This window comes from Streptomyces sp. NPDC058796 (assembly GCF_042745235.1).
In the GTDB taxonomy this organism is placed as follows: domain Bacteria; phylum Actinomycetota; class Actinomycetes; order Streptomycetales; family Streptomycetaceae; genus Streptomyces.
Genome location: NZ_JBHYOP010000002.1, coordinates 564,877 through 587,269 on the forward strand (window position 1 = coordinate 564,877; position 22,393 = coordinate 587,269).

The 22,393-nt window shown below is 68.6% G+C and carries 24 protein-coding genes; 22 read left to right on the forward strand and 2 right to left on the reverse strand.

The features are described from left to right. Positions 1–42: 42 nt before the first annotated feature. Positions 43–1,782 (reverse strand): chitinase, encoded by a 1,740-nt coding sequence (locus ACFW47_RS07895; protein WP_386305151.1) that lies wholly within the window; start codon positions 1,780–1,782, stop codon positions 43–45. Between the two features lie 372 nt (positions 1,783–2,154). Between ACFW47_RS07895 and ACFW47_RS07900 the strand changes: the two genes are divergently transcribed. From ACFW47_RS07900 to ACFW47_RS07990, 19 genes are all read left to right on the forward strand, one after another. Further along, positions 2,155–3,042: a hypothetical protein gene (locus ACFW47_RS07900; RefSeq protein WP_386287202.1), complete on the forward strand. Its 888-nt coding sequence runs from the start codon at positions 2,155–2,157 to the stop codon at positions 3,040–3,042. A 75-nt stretch (positions 3,043–3,117) separates the two neighbouring features. Further along, positions 3,118–3,825, forward strand: coding sequence for a Flp pilus assembly protein CpaB (gene cpaB / locus ACFW47_RS07905; protein ID WP_386287021.1), 708 nt, complete (start codon positions 3,118–3,120; stop codon positions 3,823–3,825). 7 nt (positions 3,826–3,832) lie between these two features. Then, positions 3,833–5,092, forward strand: a complete 1,260-nt coding sequence (locus tag ACFW47_RS07910; RefSeq protein ID WP_386287019.1) for a CpaE family protein — start codon at positions 3,833–3,835, stop codon at positions 5,090–5,092. Further along, on the forward strand, positions 5,089–5,484 hold the full coding sequence (locus tag ACFW47_RS07915) for a pilus assembly protein (protein WP_386287017.1): 396 nt from the start codon (positions 5,089–5,091) through the stop codon (positions 5,482–5,484). Before ACFW47_RS07910 ends, ACFW47_RS07915 begins: the two co-directional genes overlap by 4 nt. Position 5,485: 1 nt before the next feature. After that, the gene (locus tag ACFW47_RS07920) at positions 5,486–5,893 is read left to right on the forward strand and encodes a TadE/TadG family type IV pilus assembly protein (protein ID WP_386287015.1); all 408 of its coding nucleotides are present in this window, start codon (positions 5,486–5,488) and stop codon (positions 5,891–5,893) included. An 18-nt stretch (positions 5,894–5,911) separates the two neighbouring features. Next, a complete protein-coding gene (locus ACFW47_RS07925; protein WP_073724645.1) occupies positions 5,912–7,249 on the forward strand; it encodes a CpaF family protein in 1,338 nt (445 codons plus the stop codon). A gap of 8 nt (positions 7,250–7,257) precedes the next feature. Continuing rightward, on the forward strand, positions 7,258–8,202 hold the full coding sequence (locus tag ACFW47_RS07930; RefSeq protein ID WP_386287013.1) for a type II secretion system F family protein: 945 nt from the start codon (positions 7,258–7,260) through the stop codon (positions 8,200–8,202). A 13-nt stretch (positions 8,203–8,215) separates the two neighbouring features. Continuing rightward, on the forward strand, positions 8,216–9,109 hold the full coding sequence (locus ACFW47_RS07935; RefSeq protein WP_386305153.1) for a DUF5936 domain-containing protein: 894 nt from the start codon (positions 8,216–8,218) through the stop codon (positions 9,107–9,109). Positions 9,110–9,209: 100 nt separating this feature from the next. Next, a complete protein-coding gene (locus tag ACFW47_RS07940) occupies positions 9,210–10,604 on the forward strand; it encodes a sensor histidine kinase (RefSeq protein ID WP_386305155.1) in 1,395 nt (464 codons plus the stop codon). A 38-nt stretch (positions 10,605–10,642) separates the two neighbouring features. Beyond that, on the forward strand, positions 10,643–11,446 hold the full coding sequence (locus ACFW47_RS07945; protein WP_386305157.1) for a response regulator: 804 nt from the start codon (positions 10,643–10,645) through the stop codon (positions 11,444–11,446). A 132-nt stretch (positions 11,447–11,578) separates the two neighbouring features. Beyond that, positions 11,579–11,773, forward strand: coding sequence for a Flp family type IVb pilin (locus tag ACFW47_RS07950; protein ID WP_386287006.1), 195 nt, complete (start codon positions 11,579–11,581; stop codon positions 11,771–11,773). After that, positions 11,770–12,369, forward strand: coding sequence for a pilus assembly protein TadG-related protein (locus ACFW47_RS07955; protein WP_386287200.1), 600 nt, complete (start codon positions 11,770–11,772; stop codon positions 12,367–12,369). The genes ACFW47_RS07950 and ACFW47_RS07955 overlap by 4 nt, the downstream gene beginning before the upstream one ends. A gap of 34 nt (positions 12,370–12,403) precedes the next feature. Beyond that, positions 12,404–12,982: a hypothetical protein gene (locus ACFW47_RS07960; RefSeq protein WP_386287004.1), complete on the forward strand. Its 579-nt coding sequence runs from the start codon at positions 12,404–12,406 to the stop codon at positions 12,980–12,982. Between the two features lie 8 nt (positions 12,983–12,990). Further along, the gene (locus ACFW47_RS07965; protein WP_386287002.1) at positions 12,991–13,614 is read left to right on the forward strand and encodes an OmpA family protein; all 624 of its coding nucleotides are present in this window, start codon (positions 12,991–12,993) and stop codon (positions 13,612–13,614) included. Positions 13,615–14,728: 1,114 nt separating this feature from the next. Then, positions 14,729–15,034, forward strand: coding sequence for a hypothetical protein (locus ACFW47_RS07970; RefSeq protein ID WP_384478632.1), 306 nt, complete (start codon positions 14,729–14,731; stop codon positions 15,032–15,034). Positions 15,035–15,036: 2 nt separating this feature from the next. After that, on the forward strand, positions 15,037–16,341 hold the full coding sequence (locus tag ACFW47_RS07975) for a putative T7SS-secreted protein (protein ID WP_386305159.1): 1,305 nt from the start codon (positions 15,037–15,039) through the stop codon (positions 16,339–16,341). Further along, on the forward strand, positions 16,341–17,072 hold the full coding sequence (locus ACFW47_RS07980; RefSeq protein WP_386286997.1) for a hypothetical protein: 732 nt from the start codon (positions 16,341–16,343) through the stop codon (positions 17,070–17,072). The genes ACFW47_RS07975 and ACFW47_RS07980 overlap by 1 nt, the downstream gene beginning before the upstream one ends. An 80-nt stretch (positions 17,073–17,152) precedes the next feature. Beyond that, complete coding sequence (locus ACFW47_RS07985) at positions 17,153–17,974, forward strand: hypothetical protein (protein WP_386286995.1); 822 nt, start codon at positions 17,153–17,155, stop codon at positions 17,972–17,974. Positions 17,975–18,212: 238 nt separating this feature from the next. Continuing rightward, positions 18,213–18,968, forward strand: coding sequence for a hypothetical protein (locus tag ACFW47_RS07990; protein ID WP_386305243.1), 756 nt, complete (start codon positions 18,213–18,215; stop codon positions 18,966–18,968). A 41-nt stretch (positions 18,969–19,009) separates the two neighbouring features. Here ACFW47_RS07990 and ACFW47_RS07995 read toward each other — a convergent pair whose 3' ends face one another. Next, on the reverse strand, positions 19,010–19,420 hold the full coding sequence (locus ACFW47_RS07995; protein WP_386286993.1) for a DUF192 domain-containing protein: 411 nt from the start codon (positions 19,418–19,420) through the stop codon (positions 19,010–19,012). A 239-nt stretch (positions 19,421–19,659) separates the two neighbouring features. On the opposite strand from ACFW47_RS07995, the gene ACFW47_RS08000 reads away from it, so the two are divergent. The 3 genes from ACFW47_RS08000 to ACFW47_RS08010 all read left to right on the forward strand — a co-directional run bounded on the left by ACFW47_RS08000 (position 19,660) and on the right by ACFW47_RS08010 (position 22,318). After that, positions 19,660–20,322: a hypothetical protein gene (locus ACFW47_RS08000; RefSeq protein ID WP_386305161.1), complete on the forward strand. Its 663-nt coding sequence runs from the start codon at positions 19,660–19,662 to the stop codon at positions 20,320–20,322. Continuing rightward, entirely contained in the window at positions 20,310–21,341 is a 1,032-nt protein-coding gene (locus ACFW47_RS08005) for a hypothetical protein (RefSeq protein WP_386287197.1), read from the forward strand. Before ACFW47_RS08000 ends, ACFW47_RS08005 begins: the two co-directional genes overlap by 13 nt. Before the next feature lie 95 nt (positions 21,342–21,436). Beyond that, positions 21,437–22,318, forward strand: coding sequence for an LLM class flavin-dependent oxidoreductase (locus tag ACFW47_RS08010; protein ID WP_386286989.1), 882 nt, complete (start codon positions 21,437–21,439; stop codon positions 22,316–22,318). Positions 22,319–22,393 lie beyond the last annotated feature (75 nt).

The following is a 22,393-nucleotide window of genomic DNA, read 5'->3' on the forward strand; positions in this document are numbered from 1 at the left end:
CCCGCCCACGCTCGCGCGGGCGGGGGCGTCGGCCAACCGTCGTTACGGCAGCGCGTTCACGTGCGGACCCACCACGTTGGACCACGCGTTGCCCGCCGTCGCGTCCCAGTTCGTGGACCATGTCATCGCGCCCCGCAGGTCGGGGTACGTCCTCGACGGCTTGAAGGAGCCGCAGTTCGTGCCCTTGGTGAGGCAGTCAAGGGCGGCGTTGACCACCGACGGGGCGACGTAGCCGCCGCCGGCCGCGCGGGTGGAGGCCGGGAGGCCGAGGCCCACCTGCGACGGGTCGAGGCCGTTCTCCAGCTGGATGCAGGCCAGGGCGGTGAGGAAGTCGACCGTGCCCTGCGCGTACACCTTGCCGTCGCAGCCCAGCATCGTTCCGCTGTTGTAGTACTGCATGTTGACGACGGTGAGGATGTCCTTCACGTTCAGCGCCGTCCGGAAGTACGAACCCGAAGTCGACTGCATGTCGATGGTCTGCGGCGCCATCGTCAGGATCATGTCCGGGCCCGCCTTCGCCGACAGGGCGCGCAGGGCCTGCGTCATGTAGGTCGCGTTGAGACCGTTCTCCAGGTCGATGTCGACGCCGTCGAAGCCGTACTCCTGCATCACGGAGTAGACGGAGTTCGCGAAGTTGGTCGCGGAGGCCGCGTCGTTCACCGAGACGGTGCCCTTCTCGCCGCCCACCGAGATGATGACCTTCTTCCCGGCCGCCTGCTTGGCCCGGACGTCCGCCTTGAACTGGTCGACCGTGTAGCCGTCGAGGCCGGCCGTGTCGAGGTTGAAGTCCACCGCGCCCGGCGTGCCGGTGGCGTCCGCGAAGGCCACCGCGATGATGTCGTACTGGGCGGAGACGTCCGAGATCCGCTGGACCGCCGCGCCGTTGTCGAAGTTCTGCCAGTAGCCCGTCACCGCGTGCTTGGGCAGGTCGCCGCCGTCGCCGCCCCCGTCGTCCGGTGCCGTCGTGCGGGCCGTCACCGCCGCCGACTTCGCCGACTCGCCGGCCGCGTTGACCGCCGTCACCTGGAAGGAGTACGACGTCGAGGCCGCGAGGCCGGTCACGGTCGCCGACGTGCCGGTCACCGCCGTCACCTTCGTACCGTCGCGGTAGATGTTGTAGCCGGTGGCGCCGGAGACCGTGTTCCAGGCCAGGGACGCCGAGGAGGAGGTCGTACCGGAGACGCTCAGGCCGGCCGGGGCGGCCGGTACCGTGGGCTCGGGGCCGCCGTCGTCACCGCCGCCTCCGTCCGGGCCGAAGACGGACAGGTCGTCGGCGTAGTAGGCGGACTGCCCGTACCAGCCGTGCGTGTACACCGTCACGGAGGTGGTGGAGGAGCCGGTGGTGAAGGTCGTCCTCAGCTGCTTCCAGGACGTCGAGTCCGGGGTCCACGTCGAGACGTCCGTGGTGCCCGTGCCGGTCACGCCCAGGTAGGCGTACCCGCCCTGTACCCAGGCGCTCAGGTCGTACGTCGAGCCGGGCTTCACCTTCACCGTCTGGGAGCAGCGGGCGTGGTCCTGCCCGCTCGGCGTCGCCTTCAGCGCGGCGGAGCCGGCGTGCGCCGGGGAGGAGACGGTCGTACCGCTGTTCGCCGAGCAGGTCCAGTCGCTCAGCCCGGCCTCGAAGCCGGCGTTCCTGGCGTTGTTGACGTCCGCGGCGGACGCCTGGCCGACGGCGGTGACCGACAGGGCGAGCGCGGCGGTGACGGTACCCGCCCAGAACTTCGTTCGCCTGCCGATCTGTCTGCCGATCTGTCTGCCGGTACGTCGGCGTACGGGCTCCATGGGGGCCTCCGGTGGGGAGATGGGGGCAGTGAGGTACAAGGTGGTCCAGACCAATTGAGGGTGTCAAGAGGTAGGTACGGACCAAGTTCGGTACCGCCTCGCGGACTTGGCGGTCTCCGAGATGAGGTCGCGTGCCGCCCGAGCTGTGACCGGGAAATGCTCAACCTGCCCCGTTTTGCCGCCACTTGTGCCACGCAAGTTGTTCCACAGCTACAGAAACGCTGTTCTCCGGTCACAGACGCGTGGATACAGTGCTCAGGTAGTCACGCAGTGAAGTCATCCGGGTGTGCCGGAGTAACACCGGCGCGCCGACGGGCATGGGGAGACGGGGAGCCGCGCGTGCCAACTGCCATTGCCGTGACCAGTGCCGACATGGCACTGCCGCCGCAGGACGATCGGACGCTGCCCGCGGTCGTGCTCCAGGACATCGGCCAACGTCCGCTGGAGCAGGCGCTGGCCGAGCTGCAGGGGCTGGTCGAGCAGCACGGCCACGTGATCGTGGTGTGCTCGCAGGTCCTCCCGGCGAGCGTGGAACGCCGGCTGCACACCGTCCGCGCCCTCCTGGAGACCGACCGGATCGCCCTGTTCCGGCCGCCGCTGCCCCCGCTCGGACTCGCCGTGCTGGCCCGGCAGCTGCGCCAGCTCGCCTCCTGCGACCTCAGCCCCGGCGTCCTCGCCTCGGCCGGCCGCCTCCTCACCCACTACATCCACGCCGGCGCGCTCCTCGGCACCGTCGCCCGGCTGGACCACGTCCCCGTGGGCCTGAAGTCGCACGCCAGGTCATGGATGCCGGGCAGCCAGTTCGGCGTCGTCGCCCACCCCGTGCCGCAGCTGGTGCGGATCGGGCCGGACGCCGCGCTCGACGGGCCCGAGTTCGGGACCTGGCTGCTGGTCGCCAAGGGGCAGCTCGCCTCCGACTGGGTCACCGGCACCCTCGCTCCGTCCTGGCGGGTGCAGGGCCTGCGCGAGCTGCCGCTGCCCGCCGACTCCGCGAGCTGGTGGGGGACCGGGAAGCTGACCGAGTTCTGCGCCTACCTGCCCGACCTGTCGGTCCTCTACCAGCTGGTCACGTCCGTGCGGCAGAGCCGGTGCCACTGGTGCGGCATCGACGTCATCGGCGACCGCTGCGTGTTCTGCTCCGCGACGCCGCCGGAGTACGACGCCGGCCCGGACCGGGTTCTCGGCGAGCGCCGCGCCCTCGGTGAGCGCCACGGCCCCGCGCTCGGGCGGCGCCGTGAGAGACGCGCCCTCACGGGGTAGGTCCGTACCGCTCCGCCGTCCCGCCCCGCCATCCGATCCGGCTCGACCGATTCCCCCAATGAGGTTGCACGGCACATGAACTCCCGTCAGCGCCGCGGCATCATCCTGCTGATCCTGTCGGTCCTCTGCGCCCTCGGCGCCTTCGCCGGCGTGCTGTCCGTCGTCAACGACGTGAAGTCGAAAGTCGGCCCCGAGGTCACCGCGTACCGGCTCAAGACGGACGTGGAGCCGTACACGCCGCTGAGTGCACGGCAGTTCGAGAAGATCGAGATGCCCGAGCGCTGGCTGTCGGAGAACGCCGTCACGGATCTCGGCCAGGTCCGCGGCAAGATCGCCGTGACGACGCTGAAGGAGGGCTCGCTGCTGCAGACCGACATGATCGTCGACCAGCCCGCCCTGCAGCCGGGGCAGCAGGAGGTCGCCATCATGATCGATGCGGCGACCGGCGTCGCCGGCAAGATCACACCGGGCTCCACCGTCAACGTGTACGCCACCTTCGAGGGAGAGCGGGAGGGTGATCCCGCTCAATCCAAGATCATCGTAACGAACGCCAAAGTCATCGACGTGGGCGACCTCACCTCGCTGCAGCCCGACGAGAACAGCCGCGACCGCGAGCCCACCGACGCCGTCCCGATCACCTTCGCCCTGTCCACCATCGACGCCCAGCGCATCACCTACGCCGAGTCGTTCGCCCAGCGGGTCCGGCTCGCGCTGGTGGCGCCCGGCAGCGACACCACGGTCCCGGACAAGGACCGGACGTACGAACTCGCGAAGGACAAGTGAGCCCCGTATGCCCACGAGGATTCTCCCGGCGGTCGGCGACGCGGACGCCGTACGGTCCATCACGACCCTGCTCAGCCAGCTCCCGGACGCCGAACCCGTCGCCCCGGTCGTCGACTCCACCCAGCTCGTCGACACCCTCGCCCGCCTCGCCGCCGAGTCCGTGGACGAACTGCCCGAGGTCGTCGTCGTCCACGAGCGCATCGGCCCGGTCCCGGCCCTGGAGCTGATCCGCGAGGTCGCGCTCCGCTTCCCCGCCGTCGGCGTCATCCTCGTCACCTCCGACCCCGGCCCCGGCCTCTTCCAGGCCGCCATGGACTACGGCGCCCGCGGTCTGGTCGCCCTGCCGCTCAGCTACGAGGAACTCGCCAGCCGCGTCCAGGCGGTCGCCCAGTGGTCGGTGGGCGTACGCCGGCACCTGGGCAGCGGCGGCGACGTCTTCACCGGCGCCGGCGGCACCGTCGTCACGGTCGGCGGCGCGAAGGGCGGGGTGGGGGCCACCCTGACGGCCGTCCAACTGGCGCTGGCCGCGCAGGCGTCGGGCCGGTCCACCGTCCTGGTCGACATGGATCTCCAGGCCGGCGACATCGCCTCCTACCTGGACGTGCAGTTCCGCCGCTCGGTCGCCGACCTGGCCACCATCAACGACATCTCCCCGCGCGTCCTGGCCGACGCGGTCTTCCGCCACGAGACGGGAGTGGCCCTGCTGCTCGCCCCCGGCGAGGGCGAACGCGGTGAGGAGGTCACCGACCGCGCCGCCCGCCAGATCGTCAGCGCCCTGCGCTCCCGCTACGAGGTCGTCGTCATCGACTGCGGCGCCCAGCTCGGCGGGGCCGGCGCGGCCGCCGTGGAGATGGCCGACGCCGCCCTGCTGGTCACCACCCCCGACGTGGTCGCCGTACGGGGCGCCAAGCGGGCGGTGCGGATGTGGGACCGGCTGCAGATCCGCAAGGCCGAGGAGACGACCGTGGTCGTCAACCGGCACACGCGCGGCACCGAGATCCAGCCCGCCCTGATCGAGAAGATCACCGGCACGCCGGTCGCCGGCACCACCGTCCCCGCCAACTTCAAGGAACTCCAGGGCGCGGTGGACGCCGGCCGCGTCCACGAACTGGACGCGAAGAGCACGGTGAAGCAGGCCCTGTGGGCCCTCGCGGGCGAACTGCGCCTGGTCAAGGCGCCGGAGGCGGACCACCGCAGGGGCGGCGGCCGGTTCCGCGGCGACCGGGGGTCGGTGAGCTTCCGGCGGCGGAAGGACGGTGGGGGATGAGTGCGTTACGGGAACGGGGCAGGTGGCGCGACTCCGGTCAGGTCACCGTCGAGTTCCTCGGCATGCTGCCGACCATCATCGTCACGCTGGTGGTGCTGTGGCAGCTCGTGCTCGTGGGGTACACGTTCACGCTCGCGGGGAATGCTGCGGACGAGGCGGTGCGTGCCGCGACGGCGGCCGAGCGGGGGGCGCGGCAGGGGGCCTGCGAGGAGGCGGGCCGCGACAAGCTGCCGGGCGCGTGGGAGGGGAGCGCCGGTGTGGACTGCGGCACGGCGGGCGGCTTCGTCACGGCCGACGTCGAGATCAGGGTCCCGATCCTCTTCCCGGGCACGGTCAGCTTCCCCTTCGACGTGCGGGGGCACGCCGGGGCCGTGGAGGAGGAGACCGACTGAGATGCCGTACTCCGCCCGAAGGGCTCGCGCCAGGGGCCGGGGCCGGACCGCCCTGGACCGGGGCCGGGCCGACCGAGAACGTGGCCAGGCCGCCATCGAGTACCTCGGCTTCCTCCCGATCCTGATCATCGTCGCCCTGGCCGCCGTACAGCTCGGCCTGATCGCGTATACCGCCCAGCAGGCCGGCACCGCGGCCCGTGCCGGGGCCCGCAGCGCCTCCCTCGACGAGGGCGCCGGGCACGCCTGCGCCGCGGCGGTCAGCGACTGGCTCGCCGACGGCACGGACTGCGGGACGGCGGAGGGCGGCGACGAGGTCACCGTCACGGCCACCGTCGACATCCCCTCGATCGTCCCCGGCTGGGACTTCGGGAACGCCACCAAGACGGCCACCATGCCGATCGACCACTGACCGAGGAGCCGAGGACGCATGAGCCTGCGCGCACGCATCCACTCCCCCGAGGAGCACGGCAGCCGGGGCGAGGACGGACACCTCGTCGCCTCCTACCGGGCCAAGCTCCTCGAGGAGATCGACCTCGCCGAGATGAGTTCGCTGGCGACGGCCGAGCGCCGGGCCCGCCTGGAACGCGTCCTCGGCCACATCATCAGCCGCGAGGGCCCGGTCCTGTCGACCGTCGAACGCTCCCAGCTGATCCGCCGGGTCGTCGACGAAGCCCTAGGCCTCGGCATCCTGGAGCCCCTGCTCGAAGACGCCTCCATCACGGAGATCATGGTCAACGGCCCCGACGCGATCTTCGTCGAACGCGGCGGCCGGGTCGAACAGCTCCCCCTCCGCTTCGCCTCCAACGACCAGCTGATGCAGACCATCGAGCGCATCGTGTCGACGGTCAACCGCCGCGTGGACGAGTCCAACCCGATGGTCGACGCCCGCCTCCCCTCCGGCGAACGCGTCAACGTCATCATCCCCCCGCTCTCCCTCACCGGCGCGACCCTCACCATCCGCCGCTTCCCGCGCTCCTTCACCCTCCACGAACTGATCGGCCTGGGCTCGCTCGACGACCACATGCTGTACCTGCTGGCGGGACTGGTGCAGGCCCGCTTCAACATCATCGTCTCCGGCGCGACCGGCACCGGGAAGACGACCCTCCTCAACGCCCTCTCCGGCCTCATCCCGGAGCACGAACGCATCATCACCATCGAGGACTCGGCGGAGCTCCAGCTCCAGCAGGCGCACGTGATCCGCCTGGAGTCCCGCCCACCGAACGTCGAGGGCCAGGGCCGCGTCACCATCCGCGACCTCGTCCGCAACTCACTGCGCATGCGCCCCGACCGCATCGTCGTCGGCGAGGTCCGCGGCGGCGAGTCCCTGGACATGCTCCAGGCCATGTCGACCGGCCACGACGGCTCCCTCGCCACCGTCCACGCCAACAGCGCCGAGGACGCCCTGATGCGGCTCCAGACCCTGGCCTCCATGTCGGACGTCGAGGTCCCCTTCGTCGCCCTGCACGACCAGATCAACAGCGCGGTCGACGTCATCGTCCAGCTCACCCGCTTCGCCGACGGCGCCCGCCGCATCACCGAGATCGCGCTGCTCGACAGCCACGGCGGCGAGCCGTACCGCCTGGCCACGGTCGCCCGCTTCGGCGCCCGCCCGATGACCCCCGACGGCCGCATCCACGGCGCCTTCGAGTACCACCCGCTGCCGCGCCGCACCGCCGAGCGCCTCTACATGGCGAACCAGCCCGTCCCGCAGGCCTTCGGCGTCGCCCACACCACCGACCAGCTCGCCACCCGGGAAGCCAGGTAGGACCGCCGATGGAACTCGACGACCTCGTCACCCTCACCACCGGCATCACGCTGCTGACCTGCGCCCTCGCGGTCGCCGGCGTGCACTCCTACGCCGCCGGCAAGGCCCAGCGCCAGGCCCTGGTGGACCGCCTCTCCGCCGCCGGACAGCTCCCTCCCGCCGGCCGCAGGCGCCGCTTCCGCGCCCTGGACCGCCGCCTGCGCCGCACCAAGCTCGGCCGCAAGCTGGAACTGCGCCTGGCGGCGACCGGCCTGGACCTCACCCCCGGCGAGTTCTTCGCCTACATGCTCGCCACCGTCGCCGGCCTGTGGCTGATCGGCCAGGCCGCCCTGGCTCCCTTCTTCGGCCCGCTCGCCGGCCTGCTGGGCATGGGCGTGGCGGTCCAGTTCCTCAACTGGCAACGCCAGAAACGCATCGAGAAGTTCATCAACCAGCTCCCCGAACTCGCCCGCATCCTCGCCAACGCCACCCAGGCCGGCCTCGCCCTGCGCACCGCCATCGGCATGGCCGCGGAGGAGCTGGAGGCCCCCGCCGGCGAGGAACTGGGCAAGGTCGCCGACCAGCTCGCCATCGGCGCCTCGATGGACGACGCCCTCGGCGAACTCGCCGACCGCCTCCCCTCCCGGGAACTCGTCGTCCTGGTCACCACCCTGGTCCTCTCCAACCGTGCGGGCGGCCAGGTGGTCAGCGCGCTGCGCAACCTCACGGAAACCCTGGAGGAGCGCAAGGAGACCCGGCGCGAGGTCCGCACCCAGCTCTCCCAGGTCAGCATGACCTCGTACGCCGTCCCCGTCCTCGGGGTCGGCTCGTTGTTCCTGATGAACGGGGTGAAGGACGGCGCCCTGGAACGCATGACCGGCTCCCCGGCCGGCCAGGTCGCCGTCGTCGTCGCCTTCGCGCTCTACGCCGTCGGCTTCGTCCTCATCCGCCGCCTGTCCCGCATCGACGTCTGAGAAGGGAGCCGCAATGGGCATCGGACTGCTCCTCGCACTGCTGGCGGCCCTGAGCGTGTGGGGCGCCTTCGCCGGCATCCGCATGTACCGGGCGGAGGCGAAGCTGCCCGGCGACCTCGCCCTCGCCCTGGAGGTCGGCTCCACCCGCACCGGCGCCGTCGACTCCCTCGTCGACCGCATGGGCATGCGCTACGCCCCCGTCGTACTGCGCGTCATGGGCCCGGCCCTGGTCGCCAAGTACCGCCGCAGGATCGACCTGGCCGGCAACCCCGGCGGCCTCACCATCGACCGCTACGCCGCCCGCCGCGCGGTCTACGGCTTCCTGGGCGCCGTGGGCTTCCTGGTCTTCCTCCTGCGCGGCCAGTTCCTGGTGGCCCTGCTCCTGCTGGCCTTCGGTGCCTTCTGGACCGAGGTCGGCATCTGGTCGGCGATCCGCATCCGCAAGGACGAGATCGAGCGCACGCTCCCCGACTTCCTGGACGTCCTGGCGGTGGTGGTCAGCGCCGGCCTCGGCTTCCGCCAGGCCCTGGACCGCGTGGCGACGCGCTACGAGGGCCCCTGGGCCGACGAACTGCGCATCACCCTGCGCCAGATGGACCTCGGCATGAGCCGCCGCCAGGCCTTCGCGGAACTGCGCCGGCGCAACGACTCCGAACAGGTGGCGATGTTCGTGACCGCACTCCAGCAGGGCGAGGAACTGGGCGCCCCCATCGTCGACACCCTGGTCTCCCTGGCCAGGGACATGCGCCGCACCGACGCCCAGAACGCCCGCCGCAAAGCCGCCCGCGCCGTCCCCAAGGCCACGATGATGATCACCACCTTCATGGTCCCGGCCACGATGCTCCTCCTCGGCGCGGGCCTGATCCTGGGCTCGGGAACGGACTTCGGAACGATCACGGGCGAGTAGCAGACCGGAACGGACGACGGACGAGACGAACAAGACGAACGACGCACACGGCACACGGCACACGGCACACGGGCGAGCAGGGAAGGAGGACGAGGACGGCATGACGATCACGAACCCACCGATGACACTCCCGACTCTCCCACCGGGATGGGAAGCCGCTCCGCAGCCGCCGAGCACCACCCCGGCGGCACACCCCTCGCCACGCGGCGCCCCGATCGCAGGGCAGGCACCCCCACCCGCGCCCCCGGCCATCCCCCTCCAGGTGAACGCCCTGCAAGCCCTGTGCCGACAGGTCTTCGGCTTCCGCCTGGCCATGATCGCGGTCGCCGCCCCGGCTGCCCTCCTCAACGCGGGCCCCGGCCTGGGCGTCAAGCTCGTCGGCGCCGCGGTGGTCGTCACCTTCATGGGCTCGTACGTCCTCTTCCGGGACTGGGAGCGATTCGGCCCCCTCCTCCTGCGCCACCCCAGCCTCCTGGTGGTGGACACCCTCTTCGGCTTCCTGCTCCTCATCTCGGCGGGCCCGGACACCACGCTGGCGTACGTCAGCGTCTGCACCCCGCTCCTGGCCGGCCTGGCCTACGGCTGGCGCGGCGCGGCGGCCTTCGCCTCCCTCCAGATCCTGCTCCTGCTCCTCGTCCACGCCACGCTGAACGACGAACACCCGCACCCCGGCCCGGCGGAGTCGCTCCTCCTGCCCGGCCTCTGCGTCATCACCGGAGCCATCGGATCCACCCTCCGCAACCTGCTGCTCCGGTTCGGCGCCGCCACCCGGGCCCTGACCGAGGTCCAGGCCCGCCTGGCCGTCACGGAGGCGGTGAGCGCCGAACGCGCCCGTCTCGCCCGGGAGCTGCACGACTCGGTGGCAAAGACCCTGCACGGCGTGGCCCTCGCGGCCGAGGGCCTGGCCGCCACGGCCACCCATGACGTCATGGACCCGGCACTCGCACGCCGCCAGGCCGAACTGATCGCCCGCTCGGCCCGCAGGGCGGCCGCCGAGTCCCGCGAGCTCCTGACCGACCTCCGCCGCGAGACGGACCCGGGCCACGGCACGGACATACGGGCGGAACTGGCCGCGCGCACGGCCGACTTCACCAACCGCACGGACGTACCCGCCACCTTCACCCACACGGACACCGAACCCACCGCCCCCGTGCCGCCCATCCCCCCGTCCGTGGCCCGTCAACTCCTCACGATCGCCTCGGAGGCGATGGAGAACGCCCACCGCCACGCGTCACCGACCCGCGTCGAGGTACGCGCGGGCGTCCACGGCGGCCACCTGCGGATCAGCGTGTACGACGACGGCAAGGGCCTCCCCAAGGAAACGAACCTGGAGAAGCTGGGCAAGGAAGGTCACTTCGGCCTGGTCGGCATGGTCGAGCGGGCGGCCTCGGTGGGCGCCCGCATCCGCATCGGCCGGGGTGAGCACGCGCACGGCACGGAGGTACGGGTGGACCTGCCCCTGGCCGCGCTGACACCGGGCGGGAGGATCCCGTGACCACCGCACCACCGCTCACGTCAGGAGGGAGGCCCCTCATGCGCGACGAACAGTCCCACCAACCACCCCTGCCGGCCACCACCCCCGAACCACCCGCACCGTTACGGGTCGTCGTGGCGGACGACAACCCGGTCGTCCGCGCCGGCCTCACCGCGCTGCTCTCCGGCCGCGCGGACATCACGGTCGTGGCGGAGGCCGCCGACGGCCGGGCGGCCTGCGAGGCCGCCCGGCAGCACCGCCCCGACGTGGTCCTGCTGGACGTACGCATGCCCGGCGTCGACGGCCTCTCGGCCCTCCCGTACCTGGTGGGCATCGCTCCGGTGATGATGCTGACCTACAGCAGGGAGCCGGACATCATCCAGGAGGCCCTGCGACGCGGGGCGGGCGGCTACCTGGTCCACGGCGAGTTCACGGCGGAGCAGCTGGTGACGGCGGTGCGCGACGTGAGGCAGGGCAGGGCCCACTTCACTCCGACGCCGGCGGGGGCGCTGCTGGAACAGCTGCGGGGGACACCGGAAGCAAACGCGACTGCACACGCCCGGAACGGGCCAACACCCGCCAGCCCACAACCCAGATGGCCCTCCGCCACCCAAGGCCTTTCGCAACTGCAACCATCTGTGGCACAGTCTTCCTCAGGTACTCCCGACAGGTCGAGGTTCCAACTGAGCGCGAGGGAGGTGGAGATCATGGATCTGATCGCGTCCGGCATGAACAACCAGCAGATCGCCGGCACCTGCTTCATCAGCGAGAAGACGGTCAAGAACCACATCAACCGCATCTTCGCCAAGCTCCACAGCACCAGCCGCTCAGAAGCCACCGCCAAGTGGCTGGGCCTGGGGTGACCGCCATGAACAACCGACGCCCGCCCCGTGTTTGGGCCCTCGATTGGGCCCACGGACCCTCGGCCCCCAACGCCCTCGCGCCCTACCTTCCAGACGACCACCGCGGCACCGCCCACCCTGGAGGGGAACACCATGACCAACTGGCTCCACACCATCGCCGCCCACCTTCAGACCCGCACCGCCCGCGACGACGAGGGGCAGACGGCGGTGGAGTACCTGGGGATCATCGCGGTGGTGGTGGCGATTGTGCTGGCTATTACGGGGACGGATATCGGGGAGACCATCTACAACGCCATCACGGACAAGATCGACGAGGTCATCGGCTGAACTCACCCCGCAGCCTCAACGACGTAGGGCAGGCCTTCCCCATCTACATCACGGTGGTGGCAGGTCTGCTCTTTCTCGCGTTTGCATATCTCGCGGTCGGTCAAGCCGCGACGACCCGGAATGGAGCTCAGACAGCAGCTGATGCGGCGGCGCTCGCGGCGGCACAGGAAACCAGGGACCAATTGGCTGGTGAGTGGGCGGAGAACGTCGAGGACCCGGCCTCATGGGACGCCATCTTCGATGGGGTCGTGACCGGTCTCGACAACTCGTGCTGGCGAGCGGACCAACTTGCGGCTCAGAACGGTGCACACGTCGAAGGCTGCGCCATGGATGGTCCGCTCCGGTACTCGGTTGAGGTCAAGACGGACGAACCGGTTGGGGACTCGATCGTGCCAGGGACGGAGGACGCCTATGCGCATGCCTCCGCCGTTGCTGTGATCGAGCCGAATTGCATGTTCGAGTCTCCTGAAAGAGAGGCGGAGGACGATCCGCTTCCGACGCTCACCTGCAAGGACCAGTCCTGGAACTTGGGTTTGGACGATCTCCCTGAGCTTCCGGAGCCTCAGGATCTGTTCGACGTACACCTGACCGACTGAAAATCCTGTGACGAGAGACGAAGGAAACGGAGCCATGAGCATTCGGTTCACAGCGAAGGCCCGCAGGGGGATGGCGGCGTTGACTGTTGCGGCTGGGCTCGCCCTCGGTGTTGTTGGCTGCGGTGGCGGCGGCAACGACGACAAGAAGCCAGAGACGTCGTCGTCTGCGTCATCAGGCGGCGAGTCGGGCCCTAGCGCCCAGCAGGGCACGGACGATGCGTTGGCAGAGGTCAAGGGAGAGGACGGCTTGGTCCTTACGATCAGCTCCGCAGCACGAGACGCGGGCGGATTCTTGACTGTGAGCGGCGAGATCAAAAATGATGGTGCAGAAGCGGCTCGTGTCCCGATTCAGACCAGAGGTGACGAGACGGAGATCATGCGGCATGGTGGATCGCTTGGTGGAGCAACCCTCGTGGACTCCGGCAACAAGAAGCGCTACTACGTCTTGCGCGACACCGACGGCCGCCCTCTGACAACCACGGATATGCCCCGAATCAAACCCGGCGCTTCCATCCCAGTATTCATGCAGTTCCCGGCGCCACCCGACGGGACGACGAAGGTGACCTTCCAACTTCCGACCTTCGCGGCTGCTCCCATTGAGATCTCCGGGTGAGGCCACCGATGAGCCGCAACCGTCTGACAGTGCTCTTGACTGCCTCCCTGCTCATCGCGACGGGTGTCGGGGGAACAACGTCGGCCCACGCCGACGACGACCCGAACGACCCCCCAGGCACCGAAGCCTCCGCAGCCGCCCCCGTGAAGGTCGACCCCGCCGACCCGGACCTCAAACTCCCCGACGGTGCCACGCTCGCGCAGGCCAAGGTGCTGGACATCAAGTCGGTCGTGGAGGACCAGAGCGGTGACGAGCGCCGCGAGGACACCAACACCAGCGTGACCTTCGCGCTGCAGGCCGAGGTGCTGTTCGGCAAGGACAGCGCGAAACTCGGCGCCGAGGCCAAGTCCCGGATCACCGGCATCGCCGAGGAGATCAAGACCCAGAACGCCACCCGCGTCCGAGTCTTCGGCTTCACCGACAACCTCGGATCCTCAGCCCACGGCGACGTGCTCTCCAAGAAGCGGGCCAACGCCGTACACGACATCCTCACCCAGACCCTGAACGACGCCGGCATCACCTACGAGGTCCGCGGCTACGGCGAGCAGTACCCCATCGCCGACAACTCGACCGAGGCCGGCCGCAAGAAGAACCGCAGGGTGGAAGTCTCGTTCCCGCGTACGGAGCGCTGATGCCAGTCAGAGCGGACGGCCCGCCTTGCCCGTCTTGATCTCCAGAATCAGCGACCGGAGAGCCGCGTGGCTGTCGACGAGCGGACCGGTCCTCCTGCCCGGCGACGTCGGTGTAGGCGATGCCCTTGTCATCCGTGCCCAAGCGGAACCAGTTGTGGCCCTCACCGTAGAAGGGCGGGCTCGTGGCATCCGACATCGTGACCGAGTGGCGTGGGAAGCATAGGCGGCAAGGGCTGAAGTCGGTCGACGAGAGACCAACCGTCCTGTTGGGAAGACGTGGTGGGGAGAGCATTGTGGCTGCGACGTCAACGGCCCGGCTCCTCGCGGTCGCGGCCCTGCTGTCCTTGGTGACGGCGACCGGATGCGGCGACTCGGGCGGGGCCGACGGAGCGCCCTCGAACGGTGCCCGCACGACGAAGCCCGGCGCGTCGCGCCTCTTTCCACCCGCTCCCAGTCACCCCGCCACCGCGAGGCGGTCGCAGCCGGCACCGTCGGCGGCGGACGGCCGAGACCTGGACGCCTGCAAGGACGGTGACTGCCAGGTTCTGGTGACCGAGCCGGTCACGATCCGATTCAGAGAACCTACGGGTGCGGCGGTGACGCTCGAGGTGACGGAAGTCGGTCCGAATGAGGTCGCCTTTGCGGTGAAGTCTCCCCAGAGCCAGTCAAAGAACAGCGTCCGCGGCCCGGGGCAGGGGTGCATCACCGTTCTTCGCCGGCACGGAAGCGGCACCTCCTGCGGAGGTGTGGACAGCGACCACGCCAGGCCGAGTCCCCGTGCAGATGCCGTGGTGATTCAGGCAGTGGCAGGAGAAGACGGGACGGCCGTCCTCGACATCGTCTCCAGCTGAGGCTGCACAGAAACCGGCCGACCGCCCTGCAACGGCCTCGCGGGCAGCAACAGTCAGATGTGGGGCATGACGACGCTCCCGTCGGCAACAGCCGTGGAGTCAGTCCAACTGGTGTTCGGGTCATAACCCTGGTTAGCCTTGCCGTGCTTGAGAAGAGCCGTCACATACCAGTGAAGTGCCGATCCCTTCGGTGTGAAGGGGGTCGAGGTCATTGATGCGTGTCGGTCTGAGCGGCAAGTCGTGGGTGTGTGAAGGGGGAGTTCGTGAGTGATCTGACGGCTGACTATGTGGTGTTGAATCGAGTGAGGCATAACCTCGACCACATAGCGGAACTGATGAAGAAGCCAGGGCGGGAAATGGCAGAGGTTACCGGTGACTCCATGGGAGTCCCGGAGCTCGCCAGGCGCATGGACGACTTCGGTGATGAGTGGTCGTACGGGATCAAACAGCTCACGAAATTCTCGGAGAAGGCGTCCAAGGCGCTTCTCACGGTCAAAGAGTCCTTCGAGAAGTTGGACGATGAACTCGCCCAGGCGAGTAAGGGCCGAGGGAAGGGCAGCGGTAAGTAGGAATGGCTGAGACCAAGCTGGAGAGCTTCCCTGCTCTGGGGTTCGTACCTTGCCCGGGCGATCAGTCGACGGCCGACGACGTCGCCAAGACAGTGCGCAGGACGGCGAAGGCTCTCGATGAGATATCCCAGGTCCTGCACGGCACCGGCGTGGGGGACTGGAAGGGAAAGGCGGCGGAAGTATTTCGAGAGAAGTTCGATGACGAGTTTCGCCCGCGCATGGACGATGCGCGTGATTCCTTCCGTGATGCTGCGACGATCCTTGAGGACTGGGCCGCCTACATGGAGACCAAACAGGCGGACGCCGTGCGACTGGAGGCGCGGGCAGCCGAGGTCGACGAACAACTGAGTAAGGCGCGCACAAAGGCTGACAAGCTCAAAGACGCAGATGATAGCGAGAAGGATACCCAGGACCACAAGGACAAGGTTCAGGACGCGGGGCGAGAGGCGAGCGCGAGGAATCTCGAACTGGAGGAGATCCGGCGGCAAGGTCGCAAAATGTCCGGGAATTATCAGGCGTACGGCAAGGAAATAGCGGACCGTCTGAAGAATGCCATGGATATCGCCCCGAATGAGCCAGGCATGTGGGACAAGCTCGGAGATGCCATCGCTGATCTGGGCGAGGCCCTGGCCGACCTTCCGGGCCAGGTCGGGGAGCTCCTGGCCGATGTAGGGGAATGGATCAAGAGCCACGCCGACTGGATCACCGTCGCAGCTTCCGTCATCGGCGTTGTCGCCATCTTCTGTCCGGTTCTGGCTCCGTTGGCCGTCGGGCTGAGTGCGGTAGCTCTCTTCGCCCATGCGGCGGCCTATGGCGTGAACGGGCTCTTCCCGCCCACCGGTAAGAATATCGGCAACTGGCTCACGCTGGGCGGCGATGCCCTCGGTATGGTGCCAGGATTCGGAGGCATCAAAGCCGGATACAAAGCGGCACGAGCGGCTGGGGGTGTGGCAAAGGGGAGCCGGGTCGGCGTCAAGACGGCAGCTTCGGCCACGAAGAGACTGGCGAAGGAGGCTGACCCGGTAGTAATGGCGATTGACAAGCCTGTGATGGCCGTAGCAAGCAAGTTGGGCGTCTCACGCAGCGCTGCACTTACCGCCACCGAAGGCATCCAAGCTGCCGCGCAGCTCGCGTGGACCGCACCGACCGCGATCAACGCCTATGAAACGAGCACTGGCCGCTACGATGCGGCCACATGGGGCACCGGTGTAGGCAACATCGCCACCGGCGCCGGCGGGGGGAAGTTCGGCGGACTCGTCGCCGTTGGCAGCACCATCGGTTTGGGAGCCTGGGAGCTGACGGACTGATGGCACCCACCGACATACCGTTGCATGGTGAGTTCTCGACGGCGGCTGTTGCCTCCGGGGACGCGCCCGACCTCTGGTTCGATCTACCGCCTGGGTTCATCGAGTTCGACTTGAGTGAAGAACCTGAGGCCCGCCTCCTGAGGATGGCGGATGCCGTCGACATTCTCTTTCGGGAGGCGACGCCGGAGCAGAAGTTCAGCTTCGTCGTTTCCGGCGAATATGTCCTTCAGACGTTGATTAATTCAGGCACCGAGCACGTGTCGAGCTGCCTGCTTCGCATGCCCGGGGACAAGCTGTCCCAGGGCACGCTTTACGTCATGGTCGAAAGGCCAGAGGTCGGCTTGCAAAGCCAGGACCGACAAGGGGCGGCTAAGCGTACGGCCGCTCAGTGGAGGGAATCGTACCCGGATGCCGAGGTGGGTCTGGTAATGCTCCCTTATGGGATATCTGCGCTCTGCATACGAGACCAGGAAGTGCAGATTCCCGGCGTGCTCTTCGGTCTGGACGAGCCCACAGCTGCGACGATCCGGCAGGCGCAGTTCTGTGTGCCTCTGCAGACCGGCGCTGGATCGGCTCTCTTCGTCTTCATGACTGAGGATATTGATCACTGGCCCGAGTACATCGATGTGTTGAGCGGCATCATGAAGTCTGTCTCGGCGGACGAACGAGGTGGGGAGTCCGCTACTGGGACCGGCAGTCCGACCGGCGGAAGAACGGAGAACCAGGCGTGAGCGGTGACACAGATGGTGACGAAGCGCGACGGAGTCGTACGCGATACCGCATACCGCTGGTGATCGGTACCTCCTGCTATGTGCTCGCTGTGATCGCGGGGATGTTCTGGCTCTCGGAGGACGTTGGGCTCGTTGTCCAGGTTCTGTTGTGGGTCGTGCACGGTGTGCTTCTCGTGGTTGCCATCGAGAAGTTGGGGGCCACGGAGTCCAGCCTGTACGCAGCTCTGTTCATCGTGATCACGTCTGCCATGTCCGTGCATGTCATTGGAATGTCTCGCGATGACCTCGTCCTCCAGCAGCGCGGTGAGCAGATCAAAGCAACGGTGGTGAAGGAACGGCTCGACCCGGCCCAGGGGCGCAAGGGGCGTCATTCTCACTACACGTTGGAAGGCCAGGACGGTGCTCTGGTGCTCGGGCCCGAGATGGAGACGACGTCCGACCTGTACGACGTCGGCCAGGTGCTGACCGTGGTAGAGGACCCCAAGGGGGAACTCAGCCCCAGGACTCCCGGCCAGGTGGACGCCACCGCCGAGCTAGTGGGTGCAGGAGCGCTGGCCTTTGCGGCACTCGGCGCTGTCGGTTGGATGACGTGGCGAGGGTCGGACACAGCGAAAAGACGGGATGAGGGTAAACCCTCGGCGGGTATGCGCAAGGTGTACAAGACCGTCACCCGTAACCACACCACGCCCCAGGAACAGGAGGCGAAACTGCGGGACGCCCTGCGTACCTACCCTGCGGACAGGCGTGGCTATATCAAAATTCTCCCAGAGCATTACCCCGACATCTCACAGAAGCGAGCTGCCCGGATCGCATGGGAGGAGGGCCTGCGCGCCGAGGCGCTCGGTAACCGGGGCTCGTGGCGATTCGGGGAGACAGTGATCGAGGAAGTCCCGCACGAGTGAGGGACTACTGGACGGGCTGCGAATGCTGTTGATGCCGGCCGGGCTTGATTGCGGCGAAAACCTCACGACAGGCCCCCGGGCAAGTGTTTCCGGCCCGGTCGCCCGGTAGCGCACGTTGCGGCATGCATGGGCAGCTCCCGGGCCCAGCGCCCACGGGTGGATACGCCGCTGGCGGATCGCACCCGCGGCAAGGGGCGCGGAAATCGAGCTGACTCAGGGCATCGAAGCAGATAGCGTTCTGAATGTGCCGGAGATCTCCCACCCGCCCCACCACCTCACGACGTACGCGGCATTGACTGCACACGCCTCCACTGTCCCCACCGTCTTGGGTCTCGTCCTCAAGGGCTCACACGCCCACGAGGGCATGGTCACGGCGTACTCCGACCACGACGTGTACGCCATCGTCTCCGACGAACGTGAAGCCGCCCTCGCAGGCCTCGAGAACTGCCGTACCGCCGATCTGGACCTTGTCGTCATGACGGTGGAGGGCTTCCGCCGGCTCGATGGTTTGGAACGCTACGGAATCGCTCGGGGCCGAGTCCTGCTCGACCGGCTGGACGGTGAGATCGCGTCGATCGTCGCCGCGAAGGGACGACTGGAGGCCGATGAGGCAACCCGAACCGCAGCCGCCTGGCTCGACGCCTACGCGAACTCGCACTACCGGTCGGTGAAGAACTCCCGCGACGGCCACCCGCTCGCCGCCCACCTGGACGCGGCCGACGGCATCGGCTTCCTGCTGGAATTCCTGTTCGCTCTCGACGGCCGCCCTCGTCCGTACAACAAGTACTTGACCTGGGAACTCGAAAGGTTCCCACTACCGCGCTGGGACGCGTCCGAGCTCCTGGCCACGATCGGCCGGATCGCGGCACACGGCGGCGCGGACCTCCAACGACAGCTGTTCGGCCAGGTCGAAGCGGTGGCGCGGGAGGCCGGCCATGGGCCGGTGCTGGACGACTGGGGCGAGGACCTGCATCTGATGCGCCCGCGCCAGTGACACGATCTGTCACATGGCAAGAGGGAAAGCGCCGCACCGGCTCACTCGCCCGCCGCACCAGCCTCCTCGTGGGTCTCGCCGGCCCCCGCGGCCTCGACTTCCACCCGCACGCCGACCCGGACGCCCCACCCGGCCATCGCCCCGGCCTCCGCCTCCAGAACATGCCGGGAACGCATCCGGGGGAGCCCGAGCCTGCCCGGCCGCATCGTGCGCACCGCGATGACGACCAGCCGCCGGTCGAGGTAGGCGACGTCGATGGGCATCCGCATGCGGAAGGTGTGGACGCTGTTGGCGGGGGACAGGAGCATCGCCCCGACGAGTGAGTCCCGCCCCAGCAGTCCCCGGGTACGGGCGCGGTACGACCCGGCGATCTCCAATGGAACGCGGACACCTCTGCCCTCGGTCTTCCCACCCACCACCAACTCTCCCACCCCGTCCCGCCACCGCCCCATACCGAACTCCTCCCGCACCCCACAGCTCCGCTGCGAACGTATCGGTCACGGCCCGACCGCGTGGCTCCTTTGCAGCCGCGCTCACGCGTTACGCAACCGTTACTGCCCAAGAAGGCACACGTAAGGCTGATTTAGTCCCGTGAGCCCCGGGCGGAGACAGGTTCCACCCTGGTGCCCTCCGATCTCCGTGGATAGCGTTGCTTCGCTCGAGAGAAGCCTCGTCCCACCAGGAGCCGACCGTGATTCGCCGCCGCCCCACCCTCCTCACAGCGCTCACGCTGACCGCCGCAGCGGCACTGACGCTGTCCGCGTGCGGAGGCGACGACAGCGCCCCCGGCGACAATGACAAGATCGCGGGGGCGGACACGGGCAGTTCATCTCCGTCGGTCTCCCCGAGCCCTCGCACGTCGGACACCGGCGGCCGTCCGGAGATCACGTTTCCTTCGGACGCCAAGAACGTCTTCGAGTACGAGAAGACAGGAGATGCGACGAAGGACGCGGCCCTCAGGGACAGCACGCTGAGTGTCGACTCTGTCGACGAGGCCATCTTCAAGGGCAGCACAGACACCGAGGCCCTCGGCTACTACAACACCGAGTCAGCCCTCAATGACTCGATCACCTATGTCCTCGGGTACGTCGACAAGAAAAACACGTGGGTCGGCGAAACCCGGTACTTCGACTACAAGGTGAACATCGTCAAGGACGGTCAGGCCTACGTGACCTACTGCTCGGACGAGAGTAAGTCGTTCATCAAGGATAAGAAGACAGGAAAGGTCGAAGAAACGCCGACGTCGTCGGACAGCTATGTCCTCTACAACACGAAGCTCACGAAGAACAACAAGGACGTTTGGCAGACCACCGACATCGCTTCGGACCGGGGGAGCGAAGCATGCCAGCCGTGAGCAAGGGCTTGAGGGCTGCGACGCTTGTCGCGCTTGTCAGCGTTCCATTGCTTGCCGCCCCGACTGCGCTCGCCGGCGGACGTGGTGAGGGTGGTACCCGGGGGTCCACGCAGCAACAGGTGGAAGCCGACGGCGAAGGCACCGTTGCCGTCACCGTCGGCGGCGTCGTCTTCGACCACTCGAAGAACGGCAGCGGCGACTCGACCGGAGCCTTGACGTCATCCACGTCCTGGAGCCCGCCTCCCTGCTGGTACGCCCCCAAGTACACCCCCGAGCAGTTGCAGAACTACCTGGAGCCGATCTGGGAAGCCGGCTCCACGGGGTATGAGTGGGACGCCAAGCAGCGGGAGAAGTACAACGCCAACGACGAGGAAAAGGGCTTCAACAAGGACAAGGCCGGCGAAGGCTACTGGTGGGGCTCTTACGTCAACAAGAGCTACCCGCCCGGCTGGGACTCCTGCGATGAGGACTACTTCTGGGTGGACACGGGTGACGCCCCTCCCGCCGAGATGGAGAACGCCGTAACCCCCGAGGTCCTCGCCGAACTCGCCTACGCGGAGATCCGCGTACCCGGAACCGAGGTGACACTCGCCCCCGCGGAGGCCACCAAGGTCAATCTCCCGACGTGGGCATGGCTCGACGGTGCCGAGTTCAAGCCGGTCTCCGTCACCGCGTCCGTGGAGGAGATCGGTGTCGAGGCGACGGCCACGGCGGAACCGGTCTCGCTGGAGATCGAGCCGGGCACGCCGGACGCGGAGGTCTACCCGGCCTCGGGTGTCTGCGAGATCAACGACGGCCGTATCGGTGAGCCGTACGAGAGGGGCAAGGCGAACGACACACCGCCGTGCGGGGTGAAGTATCTCCGATCCTCGGGTGACGGCACGTACCCGCTCCAGGCGACGGTTACCTGGAAGATCCACTGGACTGGCAGCGGTGGCGCGGGCGGTGACCTCCCCGACGGCACGTTCGGTGCCACACAGGACGTCGTCGTCCAGGAGATCCAGGCAGTCAACCGCTGACGGAAGCTCATGGGGACGCCCCGTAAAGCGGTTGTCCGGTGGACGGGCACGCGGGTAGGAAGACCTCCATGACCCCCGTTGCCCCCGTGACCCCCATGACGCCAAAGACCGCACTCGGCGCCGTGTTCCGCCCCCAGCTCGCCCCCGAGCGGCTGCGTGCCGTCGCCCGGGTCGCCGATGAGGCTGGGCTGGAGGAGCTGTGGCTCTGGGAGGACTGCTTCCGGGAGGGTGGGATCTCCACGGCCGCCGCCGCGCTCGCGTGGACCGAGAGGGTGCGGGTCGGGGTCGGGCTGCTGCCCGTGCCCCTGCGGAACGTGGCGATCACCGCGATGGAGGCCGCCACCCTGCACCGGATGTTCCCCGGCCGCGCGATCCTCGGCGTCGGCCACGGTGTACAGGACTGGATGGGGCAGGTCGGGGCGCGGGTGGAGTCGCCCGTCACGTTGTTGAGGGAGCACCTTCTCGCCCTGCGGGCCCTGTTGGCAGGGGAGCGGGTGACGACCGAGGGGCGGTACGTCCGGCTCGACGGCGTGGCTCTGGACTGGCCTCCTGGACAGGGCGTCGAGGTGCTCGCCGGCGCCACCGGCCCCCGTTCGCTGCGGCTGGCCGGTGAGGCCGCCGACGGGACCGTTCTCACCGCGTCCACCCCGCCGGACGGCGTACGCCGGGCCCGGCGGCTGATCGACGAGGGGCGTGCGTCGGCCGGGCGGACGGGCGCGCACAGGGTCGTCGTCTATCTCCTCGCCGCCACCGGAGCCGACGCCCACGAGCGGTTGCGGGCCGAGCTGGTCGCCGAGGGGGACGAGGAGGTTCCGGGTCTTGGTGTCGCGGGGGACGCGGAGGCCGTTGCCGGGGCCGTGCGGCGGTTGGCCGAGGCCGGCGCGGACTCCGTGATCCTCCAGCCGACGGGTGACGAACCGGATCCGGAGGGCTTCGTGCGGTTCGCCGCCGAGGAGGTCCGCCCCTTGGTGGCGTGAAGCGCCGCCTTCTCTCCTCTCTCCTTCCTTTCGTCTCCTCTCCCCTACTTCCGTCCCCCCACGCACCGATACCGA

Coding starts and splice junctions, on each gene's coding strand:
- ACFW47_RS07900 (WP_386287202.1), top strand. CDS start 2,155: ATGGCACTGCCGCCGCAGGACGATCGGACGCTGCCCGCGGTCGTGCTC.
- ACFW47_RS07940 (WP_386305155.1), top strand. CDS start 9,210: ATGACGATCACGAACCCACCGATGACACTCCCGACTCTCCCACCGGGA.
- ACFW47_RS07920 (WP_386287015.1), top strand. CDS start 5,486: ATGCCGTACTCCGCCCGAAGGGCTCGCGCCAGGGGCCGGGGCCGGACC.
- ACFW47_RS07925 (WP_073724645.1), top strand. CDS start 5,912: ATGAGCCTGCGCGCACGCATCCACTCCCCCGAGGAGCACGGCAGCCGG.
- ACFW47_RS07995 (WP_386286993.1), bottom strand. CDS start 19,420: ATGGGGCGGTGGCGGGACGGGGTGGGAGAGTTGGTGGTGGGTGGGAAG.
- ACFW47_RS07930 (WP_386287013.1), top strand. CDS start 7,258: ATGGAACTCGACGACCTCGTCACCCTCACCACCGGCATCACGCTGCTG.
- ACFW47_RS07965 (WP_386287002.1), top strand. CDS start 12,991: ATGAGCCGCAACCGTCTGACAGTGCTCTTGACTGCCTCCCTGCTCATC.
- ACFW47_RS08005 (WP_386287197.1), top strand. CDS start 20,310: ATGCCAGCCGTGAGCAAGGGCTTGAGGGCTGCGACGCTTGTCGCGCTT.
- ACFW47_RS07980 (WP_386286997.1), top strand. CDS start 16,341: ATGGCACCCACCGACATACCGTTGCATGGTGAGTTCTCGACGGCGGCT.
- ACFW47_RS07915 (WP_386287017.1), top strand. CDS start 5,089: ATGAGTGCGTTACGGGAACGGGGCAGGTGGCGCGACTCCGGTCAGGTC.
- cpaB (WP_386287021.1), top strand. CDS start 3,118: ATGAACTCCCGTCAGCGCCGCGGCATCATCCTGCTGATCCTGTCGGTC.
- ACFW47_RS07895 (WP_386305151.1), bottom strand. CDS start 1,782: ATGGAGCCCGTACGCCGACGTACCGGCAGACAGATCGGCAGACAGATC.
- ACFW47_RS08010 (WP_386286989.1), top strand. CDS start 21,437: ATGACGCCAAAGACCGCACTCGGCGCCGTGTTCCGCCCCCAGCTCGCC.
- ACFW47_RS07950 (WP_386287006.1), top strand. CDS start 11,579: ATGACCAACTGGCTCCACACCATCGCCGCCCACCTTCAGACCCGCACC.
- ACFW47_RS07960 (WP_386287004.1), top strand. CDS start 12,404: ATGAGCATTCGGTTCACAGCGAAGGCCCGCAGGGGGATGGCGGCGTTG.
- ACFW47_RS07945 (WP_386305157.1), top strand. CDS start 10,643: ATGCGCGACGAACAGTCCCACCAACCACCCCTGCCGGCCACCACCCCC.
- ACFW47_RS07910 (WP_386287019.1), top strand. CDS start 3,833: ATGCCCACGAGGATTCTCCCGGCGGTCGGCGACGCGGACGCCGTACGG.
- ACFW47_RS07935 (WP_386305153.1), top strand. CDS start 8,216: ATGGGCATCGGACTGCTCCTCGCACTGCTGGCGGCCCTGAGCGTGTGG.
- ACFW47_RS07975 (WP_386305159.1), top strand. CDS start 15,037: ATGGCTGAGACCAAGCTGGAGAGCTTCCCTGCTCTGGGGTTCGTACCT.